This window comes from Pseudomonas sp. AN3A02, assembly GCF_011765255.1.
Taxonomy (GTDB): domain Bacteria; phylum Pseudomonadota; class Gammaproteobacteria; order Pseudomonadales; family Pseudomonadaceae; genus Aquipseudomonas.
The window spans coordinates 76,251-101,588 of record NZ_JAARNI010000014.1; the positions used below are offsets into that span (position 1 = coordinate 76,251).

At 62.6% G+C, this 25,338-nt stretch carries 23 protein-coding genes; 17 read left to right on the forward strand and 6 right to left on the reverse strand.

The annotated features are described in order from the left end of the window. Nucleotide 1 precedes the first annotated feature (1 nt). On the reverse strand, nucleotides 2-640 hold the full coding sequence (locus HBJ59_RS29415) for a TetR family transcriptional regulator C-terminal domain-containing protein (RefSeq protein ID WP_076016426.1): 639 nt from the start codon (nucleotides 638-640) through the stop codon (nucleotides 2-4). A 41-nt stretch (nucleotides 641-681) separates the two neighbouring features. Next, complete coding sequence (locus HBJ59_RS29420) at nucleotides 682-1,440, reverse strand: class II aldolase/adducin family protein (protein WP_076016427.1); 759 nt, start codon at nucleotides 1,438-1,440, stop codon at nucleotides 682-684. Nucleotides 1,441-1,572: 132 nt separating this feature from the next. Here HBJ59_RS29420 and HBJ59_RS29425 point away from each other — a divergent pair, with 132 nt between their 5' ends. From HBJ59_RS29425 to HBJ59_RS29455, 7 genes are all read left to right on the forward strand, one after another. Then, a complete protein-coding gene (locus tag HBJ59_RS29425) occupies nucleotides 1,573-3,528 on the forward strand; it encodes an FAD-dependent oxidoreductase (protein ID WP_167665583.1) in 1,956 nt (651 codons plus the stop codon). Beyond that, the gene (locus tag HBJ59_RS29430; RefSeq protein ID WP_178124301.1) at nucleotides 3,504-4,094 is read left to right on the forward strand and encodes a cupin domain-containing protein; all 591 of its coding nucleotides are present in this window, start codon (nucleotides 3,504-3,506) and stop codon (nucleotides 4,092-4,094) included. Before HBJ59_RS29425 ends, HBJ59_RS29430 begins: the two co-directional genes overlap by 25 nt. A gap of 122 nt (nucleotides 4,095-4,216) precedes the next feature. Then, the gene (locus HBJ59_RS29435; RefSeq protein WP_003208968.1) at nucleotides 4,217-4,405 is read left to right on the forward strand and encodes a hypothetical protein; all 189 of its coding nucleotides are present in this window, start codon (nucleotides 4,217-4,219) and stop codon (nucleotides 4,403-4,405) included. 3 nt (nucleotides 4,406-4,408) lie between these two features. Continuing rightward, nucleotides 4,409-5,236 carry a hypothetical protein gene (locus HBJ59_RS29440; RefSeq protein WP_076016430.1) on the forward strand — a complete coding sequence of 276 codons (828 nt, stop codon included), beginning with the start codon at nucleotides 4,409-4,411 and terminating at the stop codon, nucleotides 5,234-5,236. 182 nt (nucleotides 5,237-5,418) lie between these two features. Continuing rightward, a complete protein-coding gene (locus HBJ59_RS29445) occupies nucleotides 5,419-6,807 on the forward strand; it encodes an amidase (RefSeq protein WP_167665585.1) in 1,389 nt (462 codons plus the stop codon). A gap of 94 nt (nucleotides 6,808-6,901) precedes the next feature. Beyond that, nucleotides 6,902-8,254, forward strand: a complete 1,353-nt coding sequence (locus tag HBJ59_RS29450) for a citrate-proton symporter (RefSeq protein WP_076016432.1) — start codon at nucleotides 6,902-6,904, stop codon at nucleotides 8,252-8,254. 101 nt (nucleotides 8,255-8,355) lie between these two features. Continuing rightward, the gene (locus tag HBJ59_RS29455; protein ID WP_167665586.1) at nucleotides 8,356-9,702 is read left to right on the forward strand and encodes an OprD family outer membrane porin; all 1,347 of its coding nucleotides are present in this window, start codon (nucleotides 8,356-8,358) and stop codon (nucleotides 9,700-9,702) included. A 3-nt stretch (nucleotides 9,703-9,705) separates the two neighbouring features. Here HBJ59_RS29455 and HBJ59_RS29460 read toward each other — a convergent pair whose 3' ends face one another. Then, nucleotides 9,706-10,608 (reverse strand): LysR family transcriptional regulator, encoded by a 903-nt coding sequence (locus tag HBJ59_RS29460; protein ID WP_063028932.1) that lies wholly within the window; start codon nucleotides 10,606-10,608, stop codon nucleotides 9,706-9,708. Nucleotides 10,609-11,608: 1,000 nt separating this feature from the next. Here HBJ59_RS29460 and HBJ59_RS29465 point away from each other — a divergent pair. The 10 genes from HBJ59_RS29465 to HBJ59_RS29510 all read left to right on the forward strand — a co-directional run bounded on the left by HBJ59_RS29465 (nucleotide 11,609) and on the right by HBJ59_RS29510 (nucleotide 21,827). Continuing rightward, entirely contained in the window at nucleotides 11,609-12,379 is a 771-nt protein-coding gene (locus tag HBJ59_RS29465) for a FadR/GntR family transcriptional regulator (RefSeq protein WP_076016161.1), read from the forward strand. A 96-nt stretch (nucleotides 12,380-12,475) separates the two neighbouring features. Continuing rightward, entirely contained in the window at nucleotides 12,476-13,678 is a 1,203-nt protein-coding gene (locus HBJ59_RS29470; protein WP_076016160.1) for an ABC transporter substrate-binding protein, read from the forward strand. A 67-nt stretch (nucleotides 13,679-13,745) separates the two neighbouring features. After that, complete coding sequence (locus HBJ59_RS29475) at nucleotides 13,746-14,606, forward strand: branched-chain amino acid ABC transporter permease (RefSeq protein WP_003215751.1); 861 nt, start codon at nucleotides 13,746-13,748, stop codon at nucleotides 14,604-14,606. Between the two features lies 1 nt (nucleotide 14,607). Beyond that, the gene (locus HBJ59_RS29480; RefSeq protein WP_076016159.1) at nucleotides 14,608-15,618 is read left to right on the forward strand and encodes a branched-chain amino acid ABC transporter permease; all 1,011 of its coding nucleotides are present in this window, start codon (nucleotides 14,608-14,610) and stop codon (nucleotides 15,616-15,618) included. Continuing rightward, nucleotides 15,615-16,364 (forward strand): ABC transporter ATP-binding protein, encoded by a 750-nt coding sequence (locus tag HBJ59_RS29485; RefSeq protein ID WP_167665587.1) that lies wholly within the window; start codon nucleotides 15,615-15,617, stop codon nucleotides 16,362-16,364. Before HBJ59_RS29480 ends, HBJ59_RS29485 begins: the two co-directional genes overlap by 4 nt. After that, nucleotides 16,364-17,059 carry an ABC transporter ATP-binding protein gene (locus HBJ59_RS29490; protein ID WP_008430585.1) on the forward strand — a complete coding sequence of 232 codons (696 nt, stop codon included), beginning with the start codon at nucleotides 16,364-16,366 and terminating at the stop codon, nucleotides 17,057-17,059. The genes HBJ59_RS29485 and HBJ59_RS29490 overlap by 1 nt, the downstream gene beginning before the upstream one ends. Before the next feature lie 13 nt (nucleotides 17,060-17,072). After that, entirely contained in the window at nucleotides 17,073-18,344 is a 1,272-nt protein-coding gene (locus tag HBJ59_RS29495) for a Zn-dependent hydrolase (protein ID WP_167665588.1), read from the forward strand. Beyond that, on the forward strand, nucleotides 18,341-19,744 hold the full coding sequence (locus tag HBJ59_RS29500) for an amidase (RefSeq protein WP_167665589.1): 1,404 nt from the start codon (nucleotides 18,341-18,343) through the stop codon (nucleotides 19,742-19,744). Before HBJ59_RS29495 ends, HBJ59_RS29500 begins: the two co-directional genes overlap by 4 nt. A gap of 163 nt (nucleotides 19,745-19,907) precedes the next feature. Next, complete coding sequence (locus tag HBJ59_RS29505) at nucleotides 19,908-20,771, forward strand: LysR family transcriptional regulator (RefSeq protein WP_167665590.1); 864 nt, start codon at nucleotides 19,908-19,910, stop codon at nucleotides 20,769-20,771. A gap of 51 nt (nucleotides 20,772-20,822) precedes the next feature. After that, nucleotides 20,823-21,827 (forward strand): LacI family DNA-binding transcriptional regulator, encoded by a 1,005-nt coding sequence (locus tag HBJ59_RS29510; protein WP_167665591.1) that lies wholly within the window; start codon nucleotides 20,823-20,825, stop codon nucleotides 21,825-21,827. Here HBJ59_RS29510 and HBJ59_RS29515 read toward each other — a convergent pair. The 3 genes from HBJ59_RS29515 to HBJ59_RS29525 form a co-directional block, all read right to left on the reverse strand. Then, on the reverse strand, nucleotides 21,824-22,549 hold the full coding sequence (locus HBJ59_RS29515) for an SDR family oxidoreductase (RefSeq protein ID WP_167665592.1): 726 nt from the start codon (nucleotides 22,547-22,549) through the stop codon (nucleotides 21,824-21,826). The genes HBJ59_RS29510 and HBJ59_RS29515 overlap by 4 nt on opposite strands. 138 nt (nucleotides 22,550-22,687) lie before the next feature. Continuing rightward, the gene (locus HBJ59_RS29520) at nucleotides 22,688-24,220 is read right to left on the reverse strand and encodes an FGGY-family carbohydrate kinase (protein ID WP_167665593.1); all 1,533 of its coding nucleotides are present in this window, start codon (nucleotides 24,218-24,220) and stop codon (nucleotides 22,688-22,690) included. Nucleotide 24,221: 1 nt separating this feature from the next. Further along, entirely contained in the window at nucleotides 24,222-25,301 is a 1,080-nt protein-coding gene (locus HBJ59_RS29525; RefSeq protein WP_167665594.1) for an alcohol dehydrogenase catalytic domain-containing protein, read from the reverse strand. Between the last annotated feature and the right edge of the window lie 37 nt (nucleotides 25,302-25,338).

A 25,338-nucleotide genomic window follows, 5' to 3' on the forward strand; every position in this document is an offset into this window, starting at 1 on the left:
TTCAGGGTTTGATCTGGAAGCGCTTGCGGCCGCCGGACTGCAAGCCATCGACCCAGGCTTCGCAGATCTGGATGCCCTGCTCCGGGGTGAACGTGCCGGGGTTGAGCCCCGATTCCAGCCACAAACCGTCGAGCAAGGCGCTCAAGGCGATGGCTGCCAGGTCGGCGTCAAAGCGCTCCCATGCTTCTTCAGCGGCCATGTCTGCCAAGGCTGAACGCATGATGGTGCGGTACTCGCCATAGGAATGCTCGTGAGCCTGGTTGATCGCCGGCGCAGTCTTGACCGCGCCCCAGAATGCCAGCCACGCATCCAGCAGTTGCGGGTCCAGCAACTCGGGCGAGAACGAGCCGCGAAAGAACGCCGACAGCCGCTCCCGCGGGCTGGGCGGCGCCTTGGCCATGGCATCGCGCAGCAAGTCCATGACCTGCCCGGTGATCGACCGATAAGCCTCCGCCACCAGTTCATCCTTGCCCGAGTAGTGATGACTGATCAGCCCCACCGACACCCCGGCCTCGGCGCTGATCTTGCGAATCGAGGCCCCCTGGAAACCGTGGCGCTTGAGGCACACCAGCGTCGCCTGGACCAGATTGGCCTTGCGCAACTCCGGCTCCATACGGGAGAAACGGGATTCCTGGGTCATGAGGCGGTGTCCTTGGGTAGAGTCGGCTGGACGACTCTACCTCACTCCCGGAAACCCGGCGACACCCGATCCAGCAACCGCAGCAAAGCCGCCCACGCCAGTTGCATGGCGTCCAGGTCTGCCAGTTCGCCCTCTTCCAATGACCGGCCAGGCTCATTGAACTGCCGCTCGGTGTATTCACACACGTCTGCAGGCGGCAGGATCAGCTTGCCGCACGCCTGGGCGGCAAGCTGGATATCACAGGCCTTCTCCAGGTAGTACATGCGCAGGAAGGCCTGGCTGACCGTCTCCCCCACCGTCAACAAACCATGGTTACGCAACATCAGCACCGGCTTGTCGCCGAGGTCGCGAACCAGTCGTTGTTGCTCGTCCATGTCCAGCGCCACGCCTTCGTAGTCGTGGTAGGCGACCTTGCCGTAGAACTCCATGGAAATCTGGTTCACCGGCAACAGCCCGCACTCCAGCGCCGCCACCGCACACCCGGCGCGGGTGTGAGTGTGCAGCACGCACTGAGCGTCTTCGCGGGCGCCGTGAATCGCGCTGTGAATCACGAACCCCGCCGGGTTGACCCCATGGGCCGACGCCTCGACCGCACGTCCGTCCAGGCCGATCTTCACCAGGCTGGACGCGGTGATCTCCTCGAACATCAGCCCATAGGGGTTGATCAAAAAGTGGTGTTCAGGCCCGGGAATGCGCACCGAGATATGGGTGAAGATCAGGTCGCTCATGCGAAAGTGCGCGATCAGCCGGTAGCAGGCGGCAAGCTCTTCACGCAGCTGTCGTTCGGTGGCCCCAGTCATTTTTTATTCTCCAGGCGGGTGGGTGATGTGGCTGACGCTAATCCAGTCCCCAGTAAAAAAACAAGTTGATTTTTTACTGGGGCTGACCTCCTATAGAAAAATAATAACAACAGCGCCTGGAGTATCCGCACCATGTCGCCCCATGCCTTTCCGCATCTTTTTGAACCGTTGACGCTGCGCGGCAAACGCCTGAAAAACCGCATCATGTCCAGTGGGCACGACACCTCGATGCCCACCGACAACCGGGTCAACGAGCAGTTGATCGCCTACCACCGGGCACGCGCCGAGGGCGGTGTGGGGCTGATTGTGTTGCAGGTCGCCGGGGTGCATGACAGCGCCCGCTACACCTCCCATGTGCTGATGGCCACCGATGACAGCTGCATCGACGGCTACCGCCAACTGGCCGAAACCTGTCATGCCCACGGCACCGTGGTGCTGTCGCAGATTTTCCATCCGGGGCGGGAAATCATGGAGTCGGCCGATGGCTTGCTGGCAGTGGCTTACTCGGCTTCCGGGGTGCCCAACGAGCGGTTCAGGGTGATGCCGCGCGCCCTTGACCAGGCAATGATCGACGAGATCATCGCGGGCTACGGCGCAGCGGCGAGGCGTCTGTACCAGGCCGGGATTGACGGTGTGGAGGTGGTCGCGAGCCATGGTTATCTGCCGGCGCAATTTCTCAACCCGCGAGTCAATCGCCGTACCGACGGCTACAACGGTGAGCTGGAACAACGCCTGCGTTTTCTGCGGGAGATCATCGCCTCTGTGCGTGCCGAAACCGACGAGCATTTCATCATCGGTTTGCGCATCTCTGCGGATGAGCGCGACCCCGAAGGCCTGACAGAAGATGACTCCCTGGCCGCCGTGCAACAGCTGCAATCACAGCTGGATTATGTGCACATCGTCGCCGGCACCTCGGCCTCCCTCGGCGGCGCAATCCATATCGTGCCGCCCATGGCCATTGCCCCCGCGTACCTGGCGGCAGAAGCGGCGACGTTCAAGGCCGGCCTGTCGATTCCGCTGTTCGTCACCGGGCGCATCAACCAGCCTCAGGAAGCCGAGTTGATGCTGCAGCGCGGCCAGGCCGACGTGTGCGGCATGACCCGCGCGCTGATCTGCGACCCGCGAATGCCGGCCAAAACCTCAAGCGGCCATGCCGAGGATGTACGGGCGTGCATCGCCTGCAATCAGGCCTGCATCGGACACTTCCACAAAGGCTTGCCGATCTCCTGCATCCAGCACCCCGAGACCGGCCGCGAATTGCAGTTTGGCCAGTTGCAACCGGCACTGCGACGCAAGCGGATTATGGTCGCCGGCGGCGGCCCGGCAGGAATGAAAGCCGCGGCCGTGGCGGCGCAACGCGGGCACGAAGTGACCTTGTATGAAGCCAGCGCCCAACTGGGCGGCCAGGTGCTCCTCGCACAGTTGCTGCCACGACGCAGCGAGTTCGGCGGCGCCAGTACCAACCTGCAGCGCGAGATGGAACTGGCCGGGGTTCGCGTAGTGCGCAACACCCGCGTCGACCGCGCATTGGTGGAACGCGAACAACCTGACCTGGTGATCATCGCCACCGGCGCCGAGCCCTATTGGCCGGCCTTCGAACGCGGCGGCGAGCTACAGGTGGTGGACGCCTGGCAAGTACTGCGCGACGAGGTGCCGCTGGGCCGTTCGGTGGTCGTGGTGGATTGGCGTTGCGACTGGATCGGCCCGGGCATTGCCGAGCGCCTCACCCGCGCCGGCCATCAGGTGCAACTGGCGGTGAACGGCACCCATTGCGGGGAAAACCTGCCGTTATACGTGCGTGATCAACTGGCCGGCGAACTGCACCGGCTGGGCATTCCGATCATCCCTTACGCCCGTTTGTACGGCTGCGACGACACCACCGTCTACCTGCAACACACCGCCAGCGGCGAGCCGATGTTGCTGGAAAATATCGACACCCTGGTGTTGTGCCAGGGCCACCAGCCGGTGGACACTCTGGGCGCGGAACTGGAAGGCCTGGTGGCGTTCAGGCGCATCGGCGATTGCCTGGCGCCGCGTACCGCCGAAGAGGCGATTTATGAAGGATTGAAGGTAGCGTGGGACATTTGAACGACCAACCGCCACAGCTGTTTCTCGGCACCCGCATCCGCGGCTTGCGCAAGGCCCGGGGCATGACGCTTACCGAATTGGCGCAGATAAGCGAATTGACGGCCGGCTATATCAGCCAACTGGAACGCAACCTCGCCTACCCGTCGATCCCGGCCCTGTTCAATATCGCCCGCAGCCTGGGGGTGACGATCCAGTGGTTTTTTGCCAGCGAGACCACGCCGGCAGCGGAGGATGAAGGTTTTGTGGTGCGCAAGAACAATCGCCAGAGCATTCATTATGAAGACGGGATCGTCGACCAGTTGCTGACGCCCCTGCCCAATCATCAGCTGGAGATGCTGCATTCGCGTTTTCCGCCGGGCACCTACAGCCAGCAGAGCTATAGCCATGAGGGTGAAGAAGCGGGTTATGTGTTGAGTGGAACGTTTGAGTTGTGGGTGGGCGAGCGGCATTTTCAGCTGGCTGAAGGCGACAGTTTCAGCTTCCCCAGCAGTGAGCCTCATCGGTACGGCAACCCCGGGAAGGTGGATGCGGTGGTGATTTGGGTGATTACGCCGCCGACGTTTTAGACCGTTGGAGCAACTGAGGACGTTTCCTACGATACGCGGGGAGTTCTGGATGGGGGCCATCAGTAGTCGGTAAAAACGGCTCTTGCTATAAAACCGACTACTTTTTTTCGAGGGTGCCGGTCATGTTTGAGTCGTTTGCGTGGTTCAAGAAACCCACTGAGGAAGATCTGGAAAATATCAGGGCTATCAAGCGGTACAAAACCATGAGGATAGTGGGTGAGTGGGGAATTTCTGTCGACCCGGCGGAAATCGCCAACTCACCCGAGTTCAAGGAACACAAGCGCAAGATACGTGAACTGATATTCAAATAACCCATGGGGCTACTACTGATACTGCCGTTACTGGTGAGTGGCTATTTGGTGTGTTTGAAACACCCCGGCCATTACTGCCGCCTCCACCGCTTTGAGGGCCAGTTACTCTATCTACAGGTCGCAAGATTAGGCTGGACCTGCCTCGTACTGTCGTTCGTACTGACCACCTTGATTCTTTGCCTGTCCAAACAGCCGCTGCAACTGGCTGGCCAGACAATCCCCATTGATTACAGTGCTTATCTGGGCAAGCTGCTGATAGAGCTGGATATTGCCACCGAGAGAAATCATGGCCTCTGGGTATTTTTGCTCCAGGTCGGCCTGACAGCCATGATCATTCCCTACTGCTGGGCGCGATTATTTGTGCGTTGGCGTCGACGACGACTGCAACTTGCTTCAGAGGAGGAACTGAACCAGCAATTGATGCTCGAGCTTCTAACGGGGCGCCCCCTCAGGACCCTGCTCAGGGAATCCATTGCGCGCGGCTCTCAATGCATGTTCACGCTGAACGATCGGAATGTTTATGTGGGCGTCGTTTCATCCATCTGCGAGCCGAATGAGTCCGAAGGTATAGATCACGCCTTCAGTCTGATTCCGACCTGCAGCGGCTATCGCGACAAGGACACCCTGGAAATCATCCTCGATACTGAATACCCGGATGCGTCAGACGCCATTTCCATCATGCTGCTCCAGGAAGCGGTGGTATCAGCCACCCGCTTTGATCCTGCGACGTGGATGTCTTTCCAATCCCGCACACGGGCAAAACCCCAGCCTACCCGGAGCTATCGTCGTCCGTCGGCACGCAAGAAAAAGACGCCAGGCGCCTGCGCCTGAGGTCCGCCTGCCGAACAGTAAACCTTCCAGCCATATCCCACATCTACCCGTCGGTTTCAGTGCACACAAAAACGCAACACTGAACTGCACCGATTGTAATGGCCGCGTCACACTGGGGTTTATATAGTCGTCCCTACTGCAACCCGCCATGAGCCAGCCGGCCCATCACAAGGAAGCGTTCGATGACTGACCTGCACACCCTTACGGCTGCCGAACTGCTGGCGCAATTTGCCAGCCGGCAACTCGCGCCCATCGACTACTACGACCAGCTCCTGGCCCATATCGACCGTTGGGAGCCGCAGATCAACGCGCTCTATGCCTTCGACCCGCAACAGGTGCGCCAGCAGGCCCAGGCCTCCACCGAACGCTGGAACAAGGGCCAACCCAACGGTGCCCTCGACGGTGTACCGGTGACCCTCAAGGAATTGATCGCCACCGAGGGCGTGCCCATTCCCCTCGGCAGCGCCGCCACCCGCCTGACCCCTGCCCTCAAGGACGCACCGCCCGCAGCCCGTATGCGTGAAGCAGGGGCGATTATCCTGGCCAAGACCACCAACCCGGATTTCGGCATGCTGTCTTCCGGACTGTCGAGCTTCCACGGCATCACCCGCAACCCGTGGAATACCGCCAACAACACCGGCGGTTCCAGCTCCGGTGCCGCCGCTGCGGCCGCCGCCGGTTATGGCCCGCTGCACGTGGGCACCGACATCGGCGGCTCGGTGCGCCTGCCCGCCGCCTGGTGCGGCCTGGTGGGATTCAAGCCGACCCTGGGACGCATCCCCATCGACCCGTATTACACCGGCCGCGCCGCCGGGCCCATGACCCGCAGCGTCGATGACTGCGTACTGTTGATGCAACACCTGGCCCGGCCCGATGCCCGAGACGCCACCAGCCTGCCGCCACTCACCACCCAATGGAGCAACCAGCCGTTGTCGGTCAAGGGCCTGCGCGTCGGCCTGATGCTCGAGCCCGGCGTGGGCATGCAGCCTGAAGGCTTCGTGTGTGAAGCAGTGGAGCAAGCCGCGCGGCTGTTCGAAGCCCACGGCGCCAAGGTCACGCTGATCCCGCCGATCATGGACCGCGCACAACTCGACGGCCTCGACCATTTCTGGCGCGCCCGCCAGTGGGGTGACTTGTCCGCGCTGAGCAGCGAGCAGTTCGACAAGGTCTTGCCGTATATCCGCGACTGGGCCGCGCCGGGCGCCGAGGTCAGCGGCGTACAGGCCGTTAAAGGCTTCAACCAGACCTTCGAAATGCGCCGCCGCGCCGCGCAGGTGTTCACCGAACTCGACCTGGTGCTGTCCCCCACCAACCAGGTCAACGCCTTCCCTGCCGAGTGGCCATCACCCAGCAACGACCCACAACTGCCGTTCGAACACATTGTGTTCACGGTGCCCTGGAACATGGGCGAACAACCGGCGCTGTCGATCAACTGCGGTTTCGCTGCCGATGGCATGCCTATCGGCTTGCAGATGATCGCCCCGCGTTTCGCCGATCAATGGCTGCTGCAAATCGCTAAAACCTACGAGAGCTGGCGTGGCGCAATCCACCACTGGCCGAATCCTTCCTGACTTTGACGCTGTAAGAACTGCCCACCCACACGCCAGCTCCGGGCCTACTCGGCCAGGAGCTCGGACGACCTATAACTAAAATCGAGGGGCTGGTATGCACACCGAGCAATTGACACGATCCGATCCTGATCACGCACCCGAAACACCGTCCCCGGACGCCGGCAAAAAGAGCATCTTCGCCGTGGTCCTGGGTAACGCCGTGGAGTTTTTCGACTTTGGTGTGTACGCAACCTTTGCGGTGATGATCGGCCACACGTTTTTTCCGTCCGACAGCGCCTTCGTCAGCTTGATGCTGTCGGTTACCGCGTTCGGTATCGGCTTTATCGTCCGGCCGCTGGGCGCGGTGCTGATCGGCGCCTATGCCGACCGCGTCGGGCGCAAACCGGCGATGCTGTTGACCCTGGTGATGATGGCCGTGGGCACCGGCAGCATCGCGATATTGCCCGGCTACGAGACCATCGGCATCGCGGCGCCGATCCTGCTGGTAGTCACCCGCATGATCCAGGGCCTGGCCTGGGGCGGTGAAGCCGGCCCCGCCACCACCTACATCCTCGAAGCGGCACCGCCCCACAAACGCGGGACGTACGCCTGCTGGCAAGTGGTTGCCCAGGGCGTCGCAGCCATGGTGGCCGGGCTGGTGGGTTTTACCCTGACCAAAGTCATGTCCCCCGAAGACCTCAACAGCTGGGGCTGGCGCGTACCGTTTGTGTTCGGCCTGCTGGTATTGCCGATCGGCATTTACATCCGTCGCAACCTCGCCGAAACCTTCCACGGCCACGGCGAGCAGACCAGCACCGGCGACCTGGTGCGGGAAGTCTGCGGCAAGCACCGACGGGCGCTGGTGCTGGGGCTGCTGATCCTTTCCGGCAGCACCATCACCCAGTACTTCCTCAACTACATGACCACCTTCGCCCTCACCGAGCTGAAGCTGCCCACCAGCATCTCCATGCTCTCGACCCTGGTGGCGGGCGCCGCCATGGCCGTGTGTGCGGTGGCCGGCGGAATGCTCTGCGACCGCTTCGGGCGCCGGGTGATCCTGATGACACCGCGGGTGGTGTTGCTGTTGATCCTGTTCCCGGCCCTGCAACTGATGACCGAGCACCCCAGCCCGGCGACCTTCCTGCTGACCCTCGCGGTACTTTCGGGCCTGCACGGCATGAGCGGCGCAGCGTTGATCGTGTTGCTGGTGGAAAGCTTTCCGAAATCCGTGCGCTCCACCGGTTTCTCCATCGTCTACGCCTTCGGTGTGGCGGCGTTTGGCGGCACCGCGCAGATCATCATTACCTGGCTGATCGGCACCACCGGCGATCCAATGTCGCCGGTCTGGTACCTGCTGATCGCCAACCTGGTGTGCCTCACCGCCGCCTGGTTCGCCAAGGAAACCCGCCCGTCGCTGCCCGGCAGCCCGGCCCGCGAAACCCGGCTCACAGAAGCCCCGGTTCGCTGAATACCTTTTCCCACTGTCCCGCGTCTTTTCGCCACCGACCGGCAGCGCCCAAGGGCCTGCCGGGACGGTCGCCTTACGTCTGATTTGTATGGGGATTTACCATGTATCCACGTCTTTTGCTGGCCGTCACCCTGGCTTCCAGCACCCAGGCTTTCGCCCAAGAGAACGCTCAAGCCAACGCACCGGGCTTCCTTGAAGGCAGCACCCTGGACCTGAACCTGCGGCACTACTATTCCAACCAGCACACCAAACGCACCACCCACCTGAGCATCAAGAAACCCGGCGGCATCGAGCCCACCCGCGTGCGTGAAACCTGGGTGCAGACCAGCATGCTCAAGTACAGCTCCGGCTACACCCAGGGCCTGATCGGCGTGGGTGTGGACGCGGGGATCTTCAGTGCGGTCAACCTGGAGCGTGGCCACGGCAAGGTGGCCAATGGTGGCGACCGAGTACTGGTGGACGGCGACGGCGATGCGATTCCCACTTGGAGCCGCCTGGGCGTGGGCGACGTGCGTTTGCGCCTGTCCAGCACCGAGATCAAGGCGGGCCGGCTGATGACCGACAACCCGATCCTGCGCTACAAGGACAACCGTGCCCTGCCCTCCAGCTTCCAGGGCGTGGGCCTGTTCAGCAACGAATTCGACTGGTTGTCGGTGCAGGGCGGCAGCTTCGAGCGGGCGATCCCGCGCACCGGCACTGGCGCCGAAAAGCTCACCACCACCTTCGGCAACCGCGCCTACAGCGGCGCGCGCATCAGCTACCTGGGGGCCACGGTCAAGCCGGGTTACGGGCTGGAAGCCAGCGTCTACGCCTCGCGCTTCGAAGACATGTGGGACCAGACCTATGTCGGCCTGACCCACCGCATCGGCGACAAAAGCGACATCGCCTTGAAGACCGCCTTCAACTACTACCACACCAGCGATTCGGGGGACAAAAACCTCGGCTACATCGACAACAACGCCGCCAGCCTGGCCTTCACCGCCACGCACCTGGCCCACAGCCTGACCCTGGCCTGGCAGCAGGTCTTCGGCAATGAATACTTCGACTACGTGTGGGAATCCACCGGCAACTACATGGCCAACTCGCTGTACTCGGACTACAACGGCCCCAACGAAAAATCCTGGCAACTGCGCTACGACCTGGACTTCGCCGCCTACGGCGTGCCCGGCCTCACCGCCAGCCTGTGGCACGCCAAGGGTTGGGACATTGACGGCACCCATTACGACGGCGACCGCAACGGCCACAACACCGGCTACAACGTGCGCAGCCTGGATGGTGCCAAGCACAACGAAAACGGCTTGATGGTGGCCTACGTGATCCAGTCCGGCACCCTCAAAAACACTGTACTGCGCAGCATCGTCTACAACCACCGCGCCAGCGGCGGGCAGATCGACGGCAGCTACGACGAGTTCCGCCTCGTCGCCAACATGCCGATCAATATCTTCTAAGCCTCAGTTCAGCGAACAACGCTGCATCGCCCCCGCCAGCATCTCCTGGCACTTGAGCACCGCCACCGAACGGGGGCGGTTGCGATAGACGCACAAGTCGATGCGGATGCGGCCGAGGTCTTCATCGGCGATCGGCACGGCGACCAGGCCGTCGCCCAAGTCCCGCACGTCTGCCTCTACCTGGGGCAAAATCAGCACCGCTGCCCGTTGCCGGGCCAGGCTTTTCTGCACTTCCAGGGAGCTGGTGGTGAACACCGGTTCGAGGGTGACTCCACGTTTTTTTGCGGCCACTTCCAGGGCCTGGCGCACGCCGTAGGCCGAGTCGGGAATCGCCAGGGGTTGGCCTTGCAGTTCGCTCAATTCGATGCTTTCGCGCTGGGCGAAGGGGTGTTCGGCGCTGACCAGCACCCGGTGCCATAACTGGCAGTGGGCGGTGACTTCGACGTCGGCGCGCTCTTGCAGGTAGAAGGCCAGGCCCAGGTCTGCCTCGCCGCTGCACAGGGCGTCGAGGGTCGCCGATGCGCTGGCGATCACGATGTTGAAGGTGACCTTGGGGTGGGCGCGGTAGAAGGTGGCGAGTACCGGGGCGAGTACGGTGGAAACGATACTTTCTGACACATGGATGCTGATGTTACCGGCTACCTGGCTTTGGCGGCTGGCGATGACTTCGCGCACCTGGTCGAGGCCGCGCAGGGTTGATGTGACTTGTTCGGCCAGGCATTCGCCCTCGGCGGTGAGGCGGATGCCGCGGGGGCCGCGTTCAATCAGGGCGGCGCCGAAGAAGTGTTCAAGGTGTTCGATCTGGCGGCTGACGGCGGTTGGGGTGACGTAAAGACGTTCGGCGGCCTTACGCAGGGAGGCGCAGCGGGCGACCTCATGGAAATATCGCAAGGCGCGTAGTTGCATGGGGTGCTCCTTTTTTTGGGGGGTTGGGGTTGGGGGGGGACGCAATTACTGCGCCATTCATGTGTACATATCCGTTTCTTCGGTCACGGCGGCTTATGGTTCCGCTCTTACAGCGGGTCACTTTTGGCAAACGCCCCAAAAGTAACCAAAAGGTCTTTGCCCCACCACTCGGTGCCTCGCTTAGGCTCGGCATGCCCGCACTCCGGCCCGTCTCCGCGGGCCGCCGCGACGGGCCATCCATGGCCCGGCGCGGCTAAATCGGCTTCCCTGCCGATTTACCCGCTCCACCGTGCCTGCTTGCGGCCATCGTGGTTAACGGGGCCTGCAGATCAAGATCAAAAGCAGATCAAAAGCAGAGCACAGCGGCCTACAGGCCGGCTTGAGTGTGAGAAGCAGAGGCAAGATCCAGAGCGAAAGCAGAGCTGCTTTTCTGTGGGAGCGGGCTTGCTCGCGAAAAACCTGAGAACGCCGCGTTCATCCAGAATGCCCGCGTCATCGTTAACGACCTTCGCGAGCAAGCCCGCTCCCACATTTGGACTGTGCCCGCTCTTGATTTCGCTGTTGCTTCACCACACTCAAGCCGGCCTGTAGGCCGCTGTGCCCTTGATCTGCTGTTGATCTTGATCTTAGGCGCCCCGTCAAACCACGCTGGCCGAACGCAGGCTTTGGAGCGTGGGTAACCCGGCAGGACGCCGGGTTAGCCGCGCTGGGCCAAGGATGGCCCATCGCGGCGGCCCACGCTCCAAAGCCGGAGTGAGGGCACTCCGAGCCTAGGCGAGGAGCCGAGTGGTGGGGCAAGAGCGTTTTGCTTACTTTTGCGCTGTTCAAAAGTGAGCCGCCGTAAGGGCGGAACCATAAGCGGCCCTGACCGCAGCAACGGATATACACCCCCACCCCATTTACGACCCATCCAAACCAAAAACGACCCCCTCCGTTGACGCCCCACCCCAAACCCCTATTAAGTACTATTAATGCGCATTAATAGGATCAATCAACCACCATGCTAAGCCGCCCGTTGCGCCGCAAACGCCAGAAGCTCTCCGACGTCATCGTCGAGTCGGTCAAACGCTCAATCGTCACCGATGCCCTGAAACCCGGCGACCGTTTGCCCACCGAACGCGAGCTGATGGAAAGCTTCCAGTGCTCCAAAGGCTCCGCCCGCGAAGCCCTCAAGGCGCTGGAAGTCGAAGGCCTGGTCAACACCCGCACCGGCCCCAGCGGCGGCGCCTACCTCAACCAGGCCGGCACCGAACCCGCCAGCCGCGCCTTGCGCAACTACCTGCACTTCCAACACCTGGACGGCGAACAGGTCTACCAACTGCGCAAAGTCATCGAAGTCGAACTCGCCGTCTCCGTGCTGGGCCACCTGAGCGAAGACGACTACCGCGCCCTCCAGGACAACGTCGACTTTTGCAGCGCCCCCGAAGACAGCGAAGCCGGCCAACGCGAACAACGCATCGCCGAACTCGAATTCCACAACCTGCTGGCCAAGGCATGCCCCAACCCGCTACTGAGCTTCATGGCGCAATTCCTCAACGACCTGCTGCGCGACCTGGTCGTCCTGAAAAAAGCCTACAAACCCAAGCGCAAGCAATTCGACGCCGCCAACCTCGACTACCACAAGCAACTGCTGATCGCCTTCCGAGCCGAAGACGAAGCCACCGTACGCAGCCTGATGCACGAACACATGTGCGACGCCGAACACCACATGACCGCCCTTGAAGGTGAAGTCAGCCCGCACTTTCTACTGGAGTTCGATCACAACCACTGACACCCCCCAACCCCCAATAAAAGGCCTGACCACAGGCCGTGCTCCACCGTATCGCCATTGCCACTCCTGCCAATAACTAATCCAGGGAGTCACCCCATGCAGCGTCGTACGTTGTTGAAAGCCAGTCTCACCGCCGCAGCCGCCCTCAGCCTTCCGCTGAGCGTGCGTTCTGCATTCGCCGCCGAGCCCTTTACCTTTTACGGCCTCAAGTCCATGTCTGGCGCCTTTGCCAGCTATGGCAAATTTGCCGACATGGGTTCACGCCTCGCGGTGGAACAACACCCCGAGCTGCTCGGTCGCCCGTTGGTCTACAAGGTGATCGACACCGAAGGCAACGCCGGCAAGGCCGTGCGCAAGGTCCAGGAAGCAATCCAGCAGGACGGTGCACGCTTCTTCCAGGGCTGTACCCTGTCGTCTTCGGCACTCGCGGTGGCCAAGGAAGTGAGCAAGGCCGGTGGCGTGTTCATGACCCCGGTGGGCGCCGATGAAGTCACCGGCAAGGACTGCAACAGCGCCACCTTCCGTTGGTCGGTACCGACTTACGGTGCGATCCGCGAGACCATCGTGCCGCTGATCAAGCTGCTGCCCGACGCCAAGCGCTGGTACACCATCACCCCGCAATACGTGTTCGGTGAAGCCCTGCTCGAAGGCGCCAAATCGGTGCTGGCCGAGCATGGCCTGGAACACGCCGGCAACAGCTACCACTCGCTGCAGGAACAGGAATTCTCCGGTTACCTGACCAACGCAATCGCCGCCAAACCCGATGTGCTGGTGCTGCTGAACTTCGGCAGCCAGTCGTCCAACACCCTGCGCCAAGCGGTGAACTTCGGCATCAAGGAGCGCATGAAAGTGCTGCTGGTGTGGTCCGCCGGCCTCGATCAGTTTCAGGAGCTGGGCAGTGACGTACTGGAAGGCGTGTACCTCGGCGCGCAGTACTGGCATCAGGTCGACACCCCGCTCAACCGCGATTTGGTGAAACTGACCAAGGCCAAATACGGCATCAACCCCACCTACCCGCTGGCCGCTGACTACATCAGCACCAAGGTCATGCTCGAAACCATCATCTCCACTGGCAGTTTCGACGGCCCGACCGTGGCTAAGGCCATGCAGGGCTTGAGCTACGAAGGCCCCACTGGCAAGGAATCGATCCGCGCCGGCGACCATCAGGTGATCAAGGATTACTACCTGCTGGTAGGCAAGGCCGCCGCCGATATGGCCGACAAGGACGACCTGGCCAAGGTGCTCAGCTCCGGTCAGTCGTTTCCACCGGTGGAAGCCACGGGCTGCGTGCTCGGCTGATCCGCTGAAAATCTACTGGTGACACAGCGCAGGGCCGCTCACGCGGCCACCTGCCGAGGGTTCCTGCATGCTTAATCTTTACCTGTTCCAGATTCTCAACGGCCTGGGCCTTGGGATGATTTACTTCCTGATCGCGGTCGGCTTGACGATCATTTTCGGCTTGCTGAACTTCGTCAACTTCGCCCACGGTGCGTTCTTTTTGCTGGGTGCCTACATCTGCTACACCGCCGTCAGCCTCACCGGCAGCTTCTGGCTGGCACTGCTGATTGCGCCGCTGGTGGTGGCCGCGCTGGCCTGGGTGATCGAGCGATTATTGATCCAGCGGATTTATCACTTGCCGCACATGTTCCAGATCCTCGTAACGCTGGGCATCGCCCTGATCATCCAGGAAGCCAGCGTGATGATCTGGGGCCCGGTGGGCAAAAGCGTCGCCGTGCCGGAATTACTGCGCGGGGTACTGGTGGTCGGCGATTTCGTCTACCCCTACTACCGGCTGTTCCTGATCGTGTTCTCCGGCCTCGTTGGCCTTGGCCTGTGGCTGCTGCTGGAACGCACGCGCTTCGGCGCCCTGGTGCGCGCCGGCAGTGAAAGCACGGAAACCGTGTCCTTGTTGGGCACCAACATTTTCCGCCTGTTCTCCATGACTTTCGCCCTCGGCGTGGCCCTGGCCGGCGTTGCCGGTGTGCTGTTCGCGCCGTTGCGCGGCGCCCAGCCCTTTGTCGGCCCGGAAATCCTCGGCGTGGCCTTCGTGGTGGTGGTGATTGGCGGCATGGGTTCCTTCAGCGGCGCACTGGTCGGCGGCCTGTTGGTCGGCGTGGTGCAAAGCCTGATGACCACACTCTGGCCCCAGGGCGCGAGCCTGATGATCTACGGTGCAATGGCCGTGGTGATTCTGGTGCGCCCTTACGGCCTGTTCGGGAGAGCCTGACATGAGCGAGAAAAATCCCCTGCCGTTCGCCAAAACCCAGTCGCGCTACATGCTGCTGTTGGTGCTGGCGGTATTGATCGGCTTACCGTTGATTTTGCCCTCGGCGACCCTGGCCACCGAGATCCTGATCTTTGCCATGGCGGCCCTCGCCTGCAACCTGCTGCTGGGTTACACCGGGCTGCTGTCGTTCGGCCAAGGCATCTTCTTCGGGGCCGGCGCCTACTGCGCGGCGTTGCTGATGATCCACCTGCAACTGGGCCTGTTCAGCGCATTGCTGGGCGCTGCGGTCGCCGGTGGTTTCCTGGCGTTTCTGGTGGGCGCCCTGGCGATCCGCCGCACCGGCATTTACTTCGTGATGCTGACCCTGGCCTTCAGCCAGATGGCCTACTTCGTCGCCTACACCCTGAGCGACTGGACCGGCGGCGACAACGGCCTGCTCAGCGTGCCGCGCCCGGAAATCCGCATCGGTGACACGGTGCTGTTGTCCCTCACCGATGCCCGCGCGTTCTACGGGTTTGTCGCGGTGCTGTTCCTGCTGATCTTCATCGGCGCGCGCCGGGTGATCGCCTCGCCATTCGGCAGCACGTTGATGGCGATTCGCGAAAACGAAACCCGCGCTTCAGCCATCGGCTACGACACCCGCCACTTCAAGATACTGGTGTTCGTACTGTCTGGCGCCGTGACCGGGATTGCCGGGGCGCTGTACGCGATGCTGCTGCACTTTGTGCCGCTGTCGAATATCGACCTGGCGATGTCCGAGAACATCCTGATCATGACCATCGTCGGCGGCACCGGGTCGCTGTTCGGCTCCTTGCTGGGCGCCGGCTCCATCGTGCTGCTGGGGGACTTCCTGTCTGACCTGTGGCCGCGCTGGCTCATGCTGCTGGGGGTGATTCTGATCCTGGTGGTGATCTTCATGCGCGGCGGTTTGTGGGGCGGCTTGTCGACCCTGTTCGAACGTGTGCGCGGCAGCCGCAAGGCCGACGTTGTGAGCAAGGAGAAGCTGTCATGAGCATCCTGTTGGAAACCAAAAACCTGGAACTGGCCTACGGCGCATTCCACGCGGTGAACGGCGTCAACCTCAAGGTGGAAGCCGGCACCATCCACACCATCATCGGCCCCAACGGCGCGGGCAAGACCAGCCTGTTCCACTGCCTGACCGGCGAACGCCAGGCCACTGCCGGGGCGATTCATTTCGACGGCAAGAACCTGATGCGCAAACCGGCCCACGGCCGCGTCGGCCTGGGCATGGCCCGCTCGTTCCAGCTCACCAGCCTGTTCCAGAACCTCAGCGTGCGCGAGAACCTGCGCCTGGCCGCCCAGGGCCGCGACGGTGCCCGCGCCCTGAACTTCTGGCGCCGGGTCGACAGCAAGCGCGAACACCTGGAGATGGCCGACCAGGTGCTGGAACGCCTGCAACTCACCGCCCGCGCCGACACCTTGGCCGGCGAGTTGTCCCACGGCCAGCAACGGGTGCTGGAAGTCGGCATGTCGATCTGCTCCAAACCCAAGCTGCTGATGCTCGACGAACCCACATCGGGCATGGGCATCGACGACATCCCGATCATGACCCAACTGATCAGCGACCTCGGCCGCGACCATACCGTGCTGCTGATCGAGCACAACATGAGCATCGTCATGTCCATCAGCCAACGCATCACCGTGATGAGCCACGGCCAGATCCTGGTGGAAGGCACACCGGAATTCGTGCGCGCCGACGAGCGCGTGCGCACCGCCTATTTGGGAGAAGCCGCCTGATGCTGACCGTCGACAATATCCATTCCTACTACGACAAGAGCCATGTCCTTGAAGGCGTGTCCCTGACCGTCAATCCCGGCGAACTGGTGACCCTGCTGGGGCGCAACGGTGCCGGCAAGACCACCACCCTGCGCAGCATCCTCGGGATTATCTGCCCGCGCCAGGGCCAGATTCACTTCAACGGCCAGCCGCTGGTGGGGCAGAAAATCTTCGAAATCGCCCGTCAGGGCCTGGCACTGGTACCGGAGAATCGCGGGATCTTCCGCCTGCTGACCGTCGAGGAAAACCTGCGCATCGCGGTGCGCAAAACCAGCCGCTGGCAGATGGAAGACGTGTACGGCATGTTCCCGCGTCTCAAGGAGCGCCGCAAAAACGCCGGCCACGCACTGTCTGGCGGCGAGCAACAGATGCTCGCCATCGCCCGCGCCCTGCTCAACGATCCGAAGCTGCTGATCCTCGACGAACCCACCGAAGGCCTCGCGCCGGTGATCGTCGACGAACTGGTGAAGATCCTGCGCAAGGTCAAGGAAGACGGCCTGCCGGTGCTGCTGGTGGAACAGAACCTGATGGTCTGCGACAAGCTCGCCGACCGCCATTACGTCCTCGAACAAGGCCGCGTGGTGTACGAAGGCAGTGCCGAAGCCTTCCGCGCCGACCCGACGATCAAGAACCGTTACCTGGCCCTGAGTGCCTGACCGGAGACTGCTGATGAATAGTTTTGCGCAACCGCTCCAGAGCAACGCCCCGCTGATCAACCGCGACCGCCTGTGGCAATCGTTGATGGACCTCGCCCGCCTGGGCGCCACGCCAAAAGGTGGCGTATGTCGCCTGGCCCTCACCGACCTTGACCGCCAGGCCCGCGACCTGTTTGTGCAATGGTGCGAGGCGGCCGGCTGCAGCGTCAGCATCGACGCCATCGGCAATATCTTTGCCCACCGCGCCGGGCGTAATCCGGCACTGGCGCCGGTGATGACCGGCAGCCATATCGACACCCAGCCTACCGGCGGCAAGTTCGACGGCTGCTATGGCGTGATGGCCGGCCTGGAAGTGATCCGCACCCTTAACGATTTGAATATAGAGACTGAAGCACCGATCGAAGTGGTGGTGTGGACCAACGAAGAAGGCTCGCGTTTCCCGCCGTGCATGATGGGTTCCGGGGTGTTCGCCGGTAAATTCGACTTGCAGGAAACCCTCGACAAACAGGACGAGCACGGCCTGTCGGTGGGCGCCGAATTGCAGCGCATCGGCTATGCCGGTTCCCGCACCGTGCTGGGCCATCCGGTGGGTGCCTATTTCGAGGCGCATATCGAACAGGGCCCGGTGCTGGAAGACCAAGCCACCACCATCGGCGTGGTCATGGGCTGCCTGGGCCAGAAGTGGTTCGACCTGACCCTCACCGGCGTCGAAGCTCATGCCGGCCCCACCCCGATGCACCTGCGCAAAGACGCCTTGGTAGGCGCGGCGCAAGTGGTCAGCGCGGTGAATCGCATCGCCCACGAACAGCAACCCCATGCCTGCGGCACTGTCGGTTGCCTGAGCTTGCACCCTGGCTCACGCAACGTGATTCCCGGCCAAGTGCACATGACCATCGACCTGCGCCACCTGCACGCCGACAAGCTGCAAGCGATGGTCGACGAAGTGCGCCAGGTGATCGAAGCGACTGCCGAGCAACACGGCCTGAGCTTTGAACTGACGCCTACTGCCGACTTCCCGCCGCTGGACTTCAACCCCGCCTGCGTCAACGCCGTGCGCGAGGGTGCAAGCGCCCTGGGCCTGAGCCATATGGACATCGTCAGCGGCGCCGGGCATGACGCGATCTTCGTCGCCGAACTGGGCCCGGCCGGGATGATTTTTGTGCCATGCGAAGGCGGCATCAGCCACAACGAAATCGAAAACGCCGCACCGGATGACCTGGCAGCGGGCTGCGCCGTGTTGCTGCGGGCCATGGTCAACGCGGCGCAAGGAGGGAAAGCGGCATGACGGATATCGCCAACCTGACCGCTGTTGAGCTGCTGGCTTTCTATCGGGATAAAAGCCTGTCGCCGGTGGAAGTCACCGAAGATGCATTGCTGCGAATCGAACGCTACAACCCGGCGGTCAACGCCTACTGCCACGTCGACCCGGAAGGCGCCTTGAACGCGGCCCGAGCCTCGGAACAGCGCTGGCTCAAGGGCCAGCCGTGCGGCGCGCTGGACGGTGTGCCGGCGTCCATCAAGGACCTGACGCAGACCATCGGCATGCCGACGCGCAAGGGTTCGCGCACCACCTCCGCCGAGGGCCGGTGGGATGTGGATGCGCCCTTCTCGGCCTTCATGCGCAAGGCCGGCGCGGTGCTGCTGGGCAAGACCACCACGCCGGAGTTCGGCTGGAAAGGCGTCACGGATAATCCGTTGTATGGGATTACCCGCAACCCGTGGAACACGCGCATGACGGCGGGCGGTTCGTCCGGCGGTGCCGGTGCGGCAGCGGCCTTGAACCTGGGCGTGCTGCACCAGGGCAGCGATGCCGGAGGCTCGATCCGGATTCCCTGCGCCTTCACCGGCACCTTTGGCATCAAGCCGACATTCGGTTACGTGCCGCAATGGCCGGCCAGTTCGATGACCATTCTGTCCCACCTGGGGCCGATGACCCGCACCGTGGAAGACTCGGTGCTGATGCTGCAAACCATCGCCCAGCCGGACCCGCGGGACGGTTTGATCGGCGCGCCACGGACCACGCCATGGTTGCAGGCCGGGGCTGACTTGAAGGGCCTGCGTATCGCCTACAGCCCGAATTTCGGCTATGTGGACGTGGACCCGCAAGTGGCCCGCGTCGTCGCCCAGGCGGTCGAAGGTCTGGTGCAGTTGGGTGCCCATGTTGAACAGATTGATCCGGGGTTCAGTGATCCGCTGGAGGTGTTCAATACCCTGTGGTTCGCCGGCGCGGCACGCCTGGCCGGGCCGTTGAGCGATGCGCAACGGCAACTGATGGACCCGGGGTTGCTGCGCATTGCCCGACTGGGCGAGCAGATCAGCCTCAGTGACTACAGTGCGGCGCTGGAAGCACGGGCTGCGCTGGTCGCGCGCATGGCGGCGTTCCATGAACATTACGATGTGCTGGTTTCGCCGATGATGCCGATCACCGCGTTCGAGGCCGGGCATAACGTACCGCCGGGTTCGGGCCTTGGGGAGTGGATGGAATGGACGCCGTTTACCTATCCCTTCAACCTGACCCAGCAACCGGCAGCGTCGGTGCCGTGCGGGTTGGCCGCGAATGGGTTGCCGGTGGGGTTGCATGTGGTGGGGGCGCGGTTTGCGGATGAGCAGGTGCTGAGGGTTTGCCAGGCGTATGCCAAGGCTTTCCCGACCTCGCACTTGCAAGCCCCAAAAACCCCAACCTGAAATGCAATCAAACTGTGGGAGCGGGCTTGCTCGCGAAGGCGGTGTATCAGTCAAGGCATCCGGTGACTGACACACCGCCTTCGCGAGCAAGCCCGCTCCCACATTTTTGTCCGTATTCCGATCATCAGCCCCTACAATGCCTCCTATCATCCAAGGGGCTTTTATGGACATCGAACTGGCACGCACCTTCCTCGAAATCACCCGCTGCGGCAGCCTCGCCGCGGCGGCCGAGAAGCTGCACGTCACCCAGACCGCGATCACCGCCCGCGTCAAAAACCTCGAAAGCCAGCTCAACAGCACCCTGTTCGTGCGCAACCGCGCCGGTGCCCGCCTGACCCCGGACGGCGAAGCCTTCGTGGTCTACGCCAACCAGTTGGTACAAACCTGGGAAGCCGCCCGCCGCGACCTGCCGTTGCCCGATGGTTACCGCAACGTGCTGCACATCGGTGGCGAAGTCAGCCTGTGCAACCCGTTGATGCTCGGCTGGGCCCAGGCCCTGCGTGAACACATCCCCGGTCATGCCTTGCGCACCGAGATTCGCGAAGGCGAATACCTGTTGCGTCAGCTGGAGCTGGGCGTGCTGGACGCTGCACTGGTGTTCCAGCCGCAATACTGGCCGGGGTTGCAGGTGGAGCAGGTGCTGGAAGAAAAGCTGATCCTGGTGCAACTGGCGGCGCGGCCCGAGCCCTACGTGTATATCGACTGGGGCCAGGGCTTTCGCCAACAACACGATGCGGCGCTGCCGGAAAAGGCCCGCGCAGCTCTAAGTTTCAATCTGGGGCCGTTGGCGTTGCAGTACATTCTTGAGAACGGCGGCGCCGGGTATTTCCGCACGCGGGTGGTGCAGAGCTACCTGGACAGCGGCGTGATGGAACGGGTACCCAAGGCGCCGGAGTTCAGTTTTCCGACGTACCTGGTGTATTCCCGCGAGCGCGACTCGGCGGTTTTGCAACAGGCACTGGCCTTGCTGCGAGCGGTGGTGGAGGCGGAAAAGGATTGGTCGCAGCGCTGGGATCCGGTGATTTGAAGCCGTGCACATGGTAGCCTCAGGTTGTTTTCTCCTGGTTTCCCCCTGCCGATGAACAAGAAAAAATCCGTCACCATCAGCGACATCGCCAAACGGGTCAACATGACCACCATCACGGTGTCCCGGGCGCTGAGCAAACCCGACCTGGTCAAGCCCGCCACCCTGGCGCGGATTCTCGAGGTGGCGCGGGAGCTGGACTACGTGCCCAACGCCTTCGCCCGCGGGCTCAAGCGCAGCGAAAGCCTGATCATCGGCGTGATCACCGCTTCGGTGGACAACCCCTTCTACAGCGAGATGATCAAGGCGATTTCCCGCGAGGCGAAAAAGCACGGCTACACCATCATGCTGGTGGACACCGACGAGCTGGAAGAACTGGAAAGCAAGGCAGTCGACACCCTGTTGGGCTACCGCGTGGCGGGAATCATCCTGTCGCCGGTCTCCGATGAGCCCAGCTACCAGCCCGATTACCTGGAGCGCCTGGCCAACGGCAAGACGCCGGTTGTATTGCTCGACCGCACCATCCACGAGAGCCCGTTCAGCCGCGTGGTGCTGGATAACTACCACAGCGGCATCGAGGCAGCGCAGTACCTGGTGCGGCAAACCCCGAATCTCAAGCGCCTGCTGGTGCTGACCGGGCCGGAGCATTCGCGCATCACCATGGAGCGCCTCAAGGGCCTGAAAGAAGTCCTGGCCGAGCACCCTCAAGTGCACGTCGAAGTGTGTGCCGGCGACTACACACTGATGCCCTCCTACCTGCACACCCTCGACTACCTGGCCGAGCATTCGGCGCCGGACGCGATCATGGGCTTCAATCAGTTGATCACCCTCGGCGCCTTGCGCGCGTTGCGCATGCACAACATCCCCCACGAAAGCCTGACCATCTGCGGCATCGACCGCCTGCCCTTCGCCGATATCTTCGGCGTGCCGATTGCCTGCGTGGCCCACGACGCATCACTGGCCGGCAGCAGCGCGGTGCGGCTGCTGCTGGACCGCCTTGAAGACCCGCACAAACCGCGGGACAAAGTGGTGATCGCCGGCAAACTGGAGAACGGCTAGCGGCTGGTATACCCGCCATCGATCGGCAAGCTGACGCCGCTGATCATGCTGGCGGCATCGCTCAGCAGGAACAGCACCGGCAGGGCCACCTCCGCCGTTTCGGCAAACCTCCCGAGGGGAATCGCCGCCAATGCCGGGTCGCGCTTGGCGGGCGCCGACCAGGCCATCTGCGCCATGGGCGTGAGGGTGACGGTGGGGTTGACGCTGTTGACGCGAATCCCGAAACGTCCCCATTCCGCGCATTGCACGCGGGTGATGGCGTCCAGTGCGGCCTTAGAAGCGCAGTAGCCGAGGTGATCGTCCAACGCTACGAGTGAGGCCTGGCTGGAAACGTTGACGATGCTGCCCGCGATCTTGGCTTCAATCATTGCCGCGGCGATACGGCTGGCGACCTGGGCGGCGGCGCGGGCGTTGACGTTCATCACCTGATCGAAGGCTTCGGCGCTGATGGCGGCAGCCGGTTCCAGGCGAGAGATGCCGGCACAGTTGACCAGGCCGTGCATCGGCGGCAAACCTTGCAGGGCCAGGTCCAGCGCGGCGCTGTTGGCGATGTCCAGGCACAGGGCTGCGCAGCCGAGTTGGGCCAGGGATTGGGCGTCGCGGCCCAAGGCGAAAACCTCGGCGCCGCTGGCGATCAATTGCAGAGCGATTTCCCGGCCGATGCCGCTGCTGGCGCCGGTGACGAGGATGCGCTGGTGGGTGAAGTCGAAGGTAGCGTTCATGGTTCACGATCTCTAAAACGATGGAGATCCAATGTGGGAGCGGGCTTGCTCGCGAATGCGGTGGGTCAGGTAATCAATTTGGTACTGATACACCGCATTCGCGAGCAAGCCCGCTCCCACATTTGGCTCGGTGTTCGCTTAATTTAATTGCAAGCTGTGCATCACCGGTTTCAGCGCCGGATACAGCTCTAGATAACTGGCAAACGCCCGGTCATACACCCCGACATTCCCAACCTCCGGCTCCGCCCGCAGCTCCAACTGCACCCAGCCCTTCTCCATCTGCCGATCATCCACCAACCCCACTGCATGGGCCGCCAGCAACGCCGCGCCCAGTGCTGCCTCCACCTCTTGCACAATGGTGTAGACCGGGTAGTGGGTGATGTCCGCAATGATCTGCATCCACAAATCCGAATGGCTCGCGCCGCCCACCACAATCAACCGTGGATCAAGGGAATGCGCCCCACGGGTCCCCGCTTCGATATTGTGCCGCAGGGCAAAACTCACCCCTTCGAGCACCGCGCGGTACAGGTGGATACGGCTGTGATACAGGTTCAGCCCGACAAAGCTGCCGCTGGCGCGGTCATCCCACACCGGGCTGCGTTCGCCCATGAGGTACGGCAGGAACAACAGCCCTTCACTGCCCGCCGGGATCTTCGCGGCGCTCTGCTCCAGCAGCCACAAACTGTCCTGGCCGGTGTCCCTGGCCTGCTGCTCTTCGGCCTGGCAGAACTGCTCGCGAAACCAACTGACCGACGCCCCGGCGGTAATCGCACCGCCGAAGATGTACAGGTCCTGATGGCCGTTATAGACGTGGGGCATGCTCACCAGGCCATGGCGCGCGTCCACCTGCTGATTGAGATAACCCCAGCACATGCTGGTGCCGATCATCGCCACGTGATTGCCCGGTCGCGTCACTCCGGCGGCCAATGTAGCCATGGCTGCATCCACGCCTCCGGCAAGGATCGGCGTACCCGCCGACAAGCCCAATCGCTGCGCCCATTCCTCGAGTAACCCGCCCACCACTTCACTGGAATACAGCAAGCGCTCCGGCATCATCGCCAACGGAATCTCAAGCGCCGCCAGCATCTCGGCCGACCAGCTACGCTGCACCACATCGTAGACGCCACCGATATTGCCGGCGCTGCTGTGATCCACCGCCAACTCACCGGTCAGGCAATAGTTGATATAGCTGTTGGGCGGCAGCAGGTAGCGGGTGTTGGCCCACACCTGCGGCTGATGCTGCTTGAGCCAGAGCATCTTGGTGAAGCCGTAGTAGCTGTCCACCGAGTTGCCGGTAATCGCGAACAGCCGCTCCAGGTCCACATGCTCGCGCACCCACTCCACTTGCTCGCCCGCGCGCCGGTCCATCCAGATCAGGCACGGGTGCAGCGGCGTGATCTGCGCGTCCACGGCAATTCCAGAGCCGCCGTACAGGCTGCTGATGCACAGCGCCTTGACCTGTTCTTTCGCGACGCCGGCCTTGGCCATGCACTGGGCGACGCAGACCTCGACCGCATCCAGCCAGACCTGCGGCCACTGCTCGGCCCAGCGCACTTTCGGGGTGTCCACGCGATACCCTTGGCTGTGCTGGGCGATGATCAAACCGTCCGCATCCACCAGCAGCGCCTTGGTGCTTTGCGTGCCGATGTCCACACCCATTACGTAGTTCATCTCAGACCACCGGCTTCAGCAGCACCTTGATCGACTTGGTCGAGTTGGCCAGTTCAAACGCCTCGGCCCAGTTATCCAGCCCGAAGTCATGGGTCACGATGCCCTTGGAGGTCACCAGGCCGCGCTCGAACAGGTCGATGGCCACCGGGTAGCAATACGGCCCCAGGTGCGCGCCGCGTACGTCCAGTTCCTTGCGGTCGCCGATGATCGACCAGTCGGCGCTGGTCTCGGCACCAAACACACTGAACTCGACAAACCGCCCGAGCTTGCGGATCAAGTCCAGGCCCTGGGTAACGCCCGCCGGTACGCCGGTTGTTTCGATGTACACGTCGCAGCCGTAGTTGTCGGTCAGGCTATTGATGATCTCGCGAGCATTGTCTCGCGACGGGTTGATCACCACGTCGGCCCCGTACTGCTTCGCCAGTTCCAGGCGCTCGTCGACCATGTCGATCACCACCAGTTTCTTCGGCGTTTTTAGCGCCGCCACCTGCACCATGCACAGGCCCAGGGTGCCGGCACCAGCAATCACCAACACGTCATCCAACTGGATCTCACCGCGGTTGACGGTGTGAATCGCGCAGGACATCGGCTCGATCAGCGCCGAATCTTCCAGGGACACCGACTCCGGAATCTTGTGCACAATGGCGGTCTTCGGAATGCGCATGTACTGGGCCATGCCACCCTCGGCGACTTCACGCTGGAAGCCGAAGATGTTGTGCACTTCACACATCCAGTACTTGCCGGACTTGCAGAAACGGCACTTGCCACACGGCACGATCTGCTCGGCGATCACCTTGTCGCCGACCTTCACTTCAAAGTGTTCCTCGGCACCCTCACCCGCTTCCACCACGTAGCCGAAAAACTCATGCCCCGGCACCACCGGCGCCTTGACCCACGGGTTGTCGCCGCCCCAGAACATCGCAGCGCCCGAGTGGCATTTGCAGTCACTGGCGCAGATGCCGCAGGCGGCGATACGGATCACCAGTTCATTGACCCGCGCCTGGGGTTTGCTGATGCGTTCCAGGCGGTAGTCTTTCGGGCCGTGGCAGACGACGGCTTGCATTTGGTTGTGCTTTTCCATGATGTGCGGACCTTTCTTGAGCATGAGAGAACCCATC

What these genes read in the sequence shown, in the direction of transcription:
- HBJ59_RS29415 (WP_076016426.1), bottom strand. Translation starts at nt 640, where the DNA reads ATGACCCAGGAATCCCGTTTCTCCCGTATGGAGCCGGAGTTGCGCAAG.
- HBJ59_RS29420 (WP_076016427.1), bottom strand. Translation starts at nt 1,440, where the DNA reads ATGACTGGGGCCACCGAACGACAGCTGCGTGAAGAGCTTGCCGCCTGC.
- HBJ59_RS29425 (WP_167665583.1), top strand. Translation starts at nt 1,573, where the DNA reads ATGTCGCCCCATGCCTTTCCGCATCTTTTTGAACCGTTGACGCTGCGC.
- HBJ59_RS29435 (WP_003208968.1), top strand. Translation starts at nt 4,217, where the DNA reads ATGTTTGAGTCGTTTGCGTGGTTCAAGAAACCCACTGAGGAAGATCTG.
- HBJ59_RS29440 (WP_076016430.1), top strand. Translation starts at nt 4,409, where the DNA reads ATGGGGCTACTACTGATACTGCCGTTACTGGTGAGTGGCTATTTGGTG.
- HBJ59_RS29445 (WP_167665585.1), top strand. Translation starts at nt 5,419, where the DNA reads ATGACTGACCTGCACACCCTTACGGCTGCCGAACTGCTGGCGCAATTT.
- HBJ59_RS29450 (WP_076016432.1), top strand. Translation starts at nt 6,902, where the DNA reads ATGCACACCGAGCAATTGACACGATCCGATCCTGATCACGCACCCGAA.
- HBJ59_RS29455 (WP_167665586.1), top strand. Translation starts at nt 8,356, where the DNA reads ATGTATCCACGTCTTTTGCTGGCCGTCACCCTGGCTTCCAGCACCCAG.
- HBJ59_RS29460 (WP_063028932.1), bottom strand. Translation starts at nt 10,608, where the DNA reads ATGCAACTACGCGCCTTGCGATATTTCCATGAGGTCGCCCGCTGCGCC.
- HBJ59_RS29465 (WP_076016161.1), top strand. Translation starts at nt 11,609, where the DNA reads ATGCTAAGCCGCCCGTTGCGCCGCAAACGCCAGAAGCTCTCCGACGTC.
- HBJ59_RS29470 (WP_076016160.1), top strand. Translation starts at nt 12,476, where the DNA reads ATGCAGCGTCGTACGTTGTTGAAAGCCAGTCTCACCGCCGCAGCCGCC.
- HBJ59_RS29475 (WP_003215751.1), top strand. Translation starts at nt 13,746, where the DNA reads ATGCTTAATCTTTACCTGTTCCAGATTCTCAACGGCCTGGGCCTTGGG.
- HBJ59_RS29480 (WP_076016159.1), top strand. Translation starts at nt 14,608, where the DNA reads ATGAGCGAGAAAAATCCCCTGCCGTTCGCCAAAACCCAGTCGCGCTAC.
- HBJ59_RS29485 (WP_167665587.1), top strand. Translation starts at nt 15,615, where the DNA reads ATGAGCATCCTGTTGGAAACCAAAAACCTGGAACTGGCCTACGGCGCA.
- HBJ59_RS29490 (WP_008430585.1), top strand. Translation starts at nt 16,364, where the DNA reads ATGCTGACCGTCGACAATATCCATTCCTACTACGACAAGAGCCATGTC.
- HBJ59_RS29495 (WP_167665588.1), top strand. Translation starts at nt 17,073, where the DNA reads ATGAATAGTTTTGCGCAACCGCTCCAGAGCAACGCCCCGCTGATCAAC.
- HBJ59_RS29500 (WP_167665589.1), top strand. Translation starts at nt 18,341, where the DNA reads ATGACGGATATCGCCAACCTGACCGCTGTTGAGCTGCTGGCTTTCTAT.
- HBJ59_RS29505 (WP_167665590.1), top strand. Translation starts at nt 19,908, where the DNA reads ATGGACATCGAACTGGCACGCACCTTCCTCGAAATCACCCGCTGCGGC.
- HBJ59_RS29510 (WP_167665591.1), top strand. Translation starts at nt 20,823, where the DNA reads ATGAACAAGAAAAAATCCGTCACCATCAGCGACATCGCCAAACGGGTC.
- HBJ59_RS29515 (WP_167665592.1), bottom strand. Translation starts at nt 22,549, where the DNA reads ATGAACGCTACCTTCGACTTCACCCACCAGCGCATCCTCGTCACCGGC.
- HBJ59_RS29520 (WP_167665593.1), bottom strand. Translation starts at nt 24,220, where the DNA reads ATGAACTACGTAATGGGTGTGGACATCGGCACGCAAAGCACCAAGGCG.
- HBJ59_RS29525 (WP_167665594.1), bottom strand. Translation starts at nt 25,301, where the DNA reads ATGGAAAAGCACAACCAAATGCAAGCCGTCGTCTGCCACGGCCCGAAA.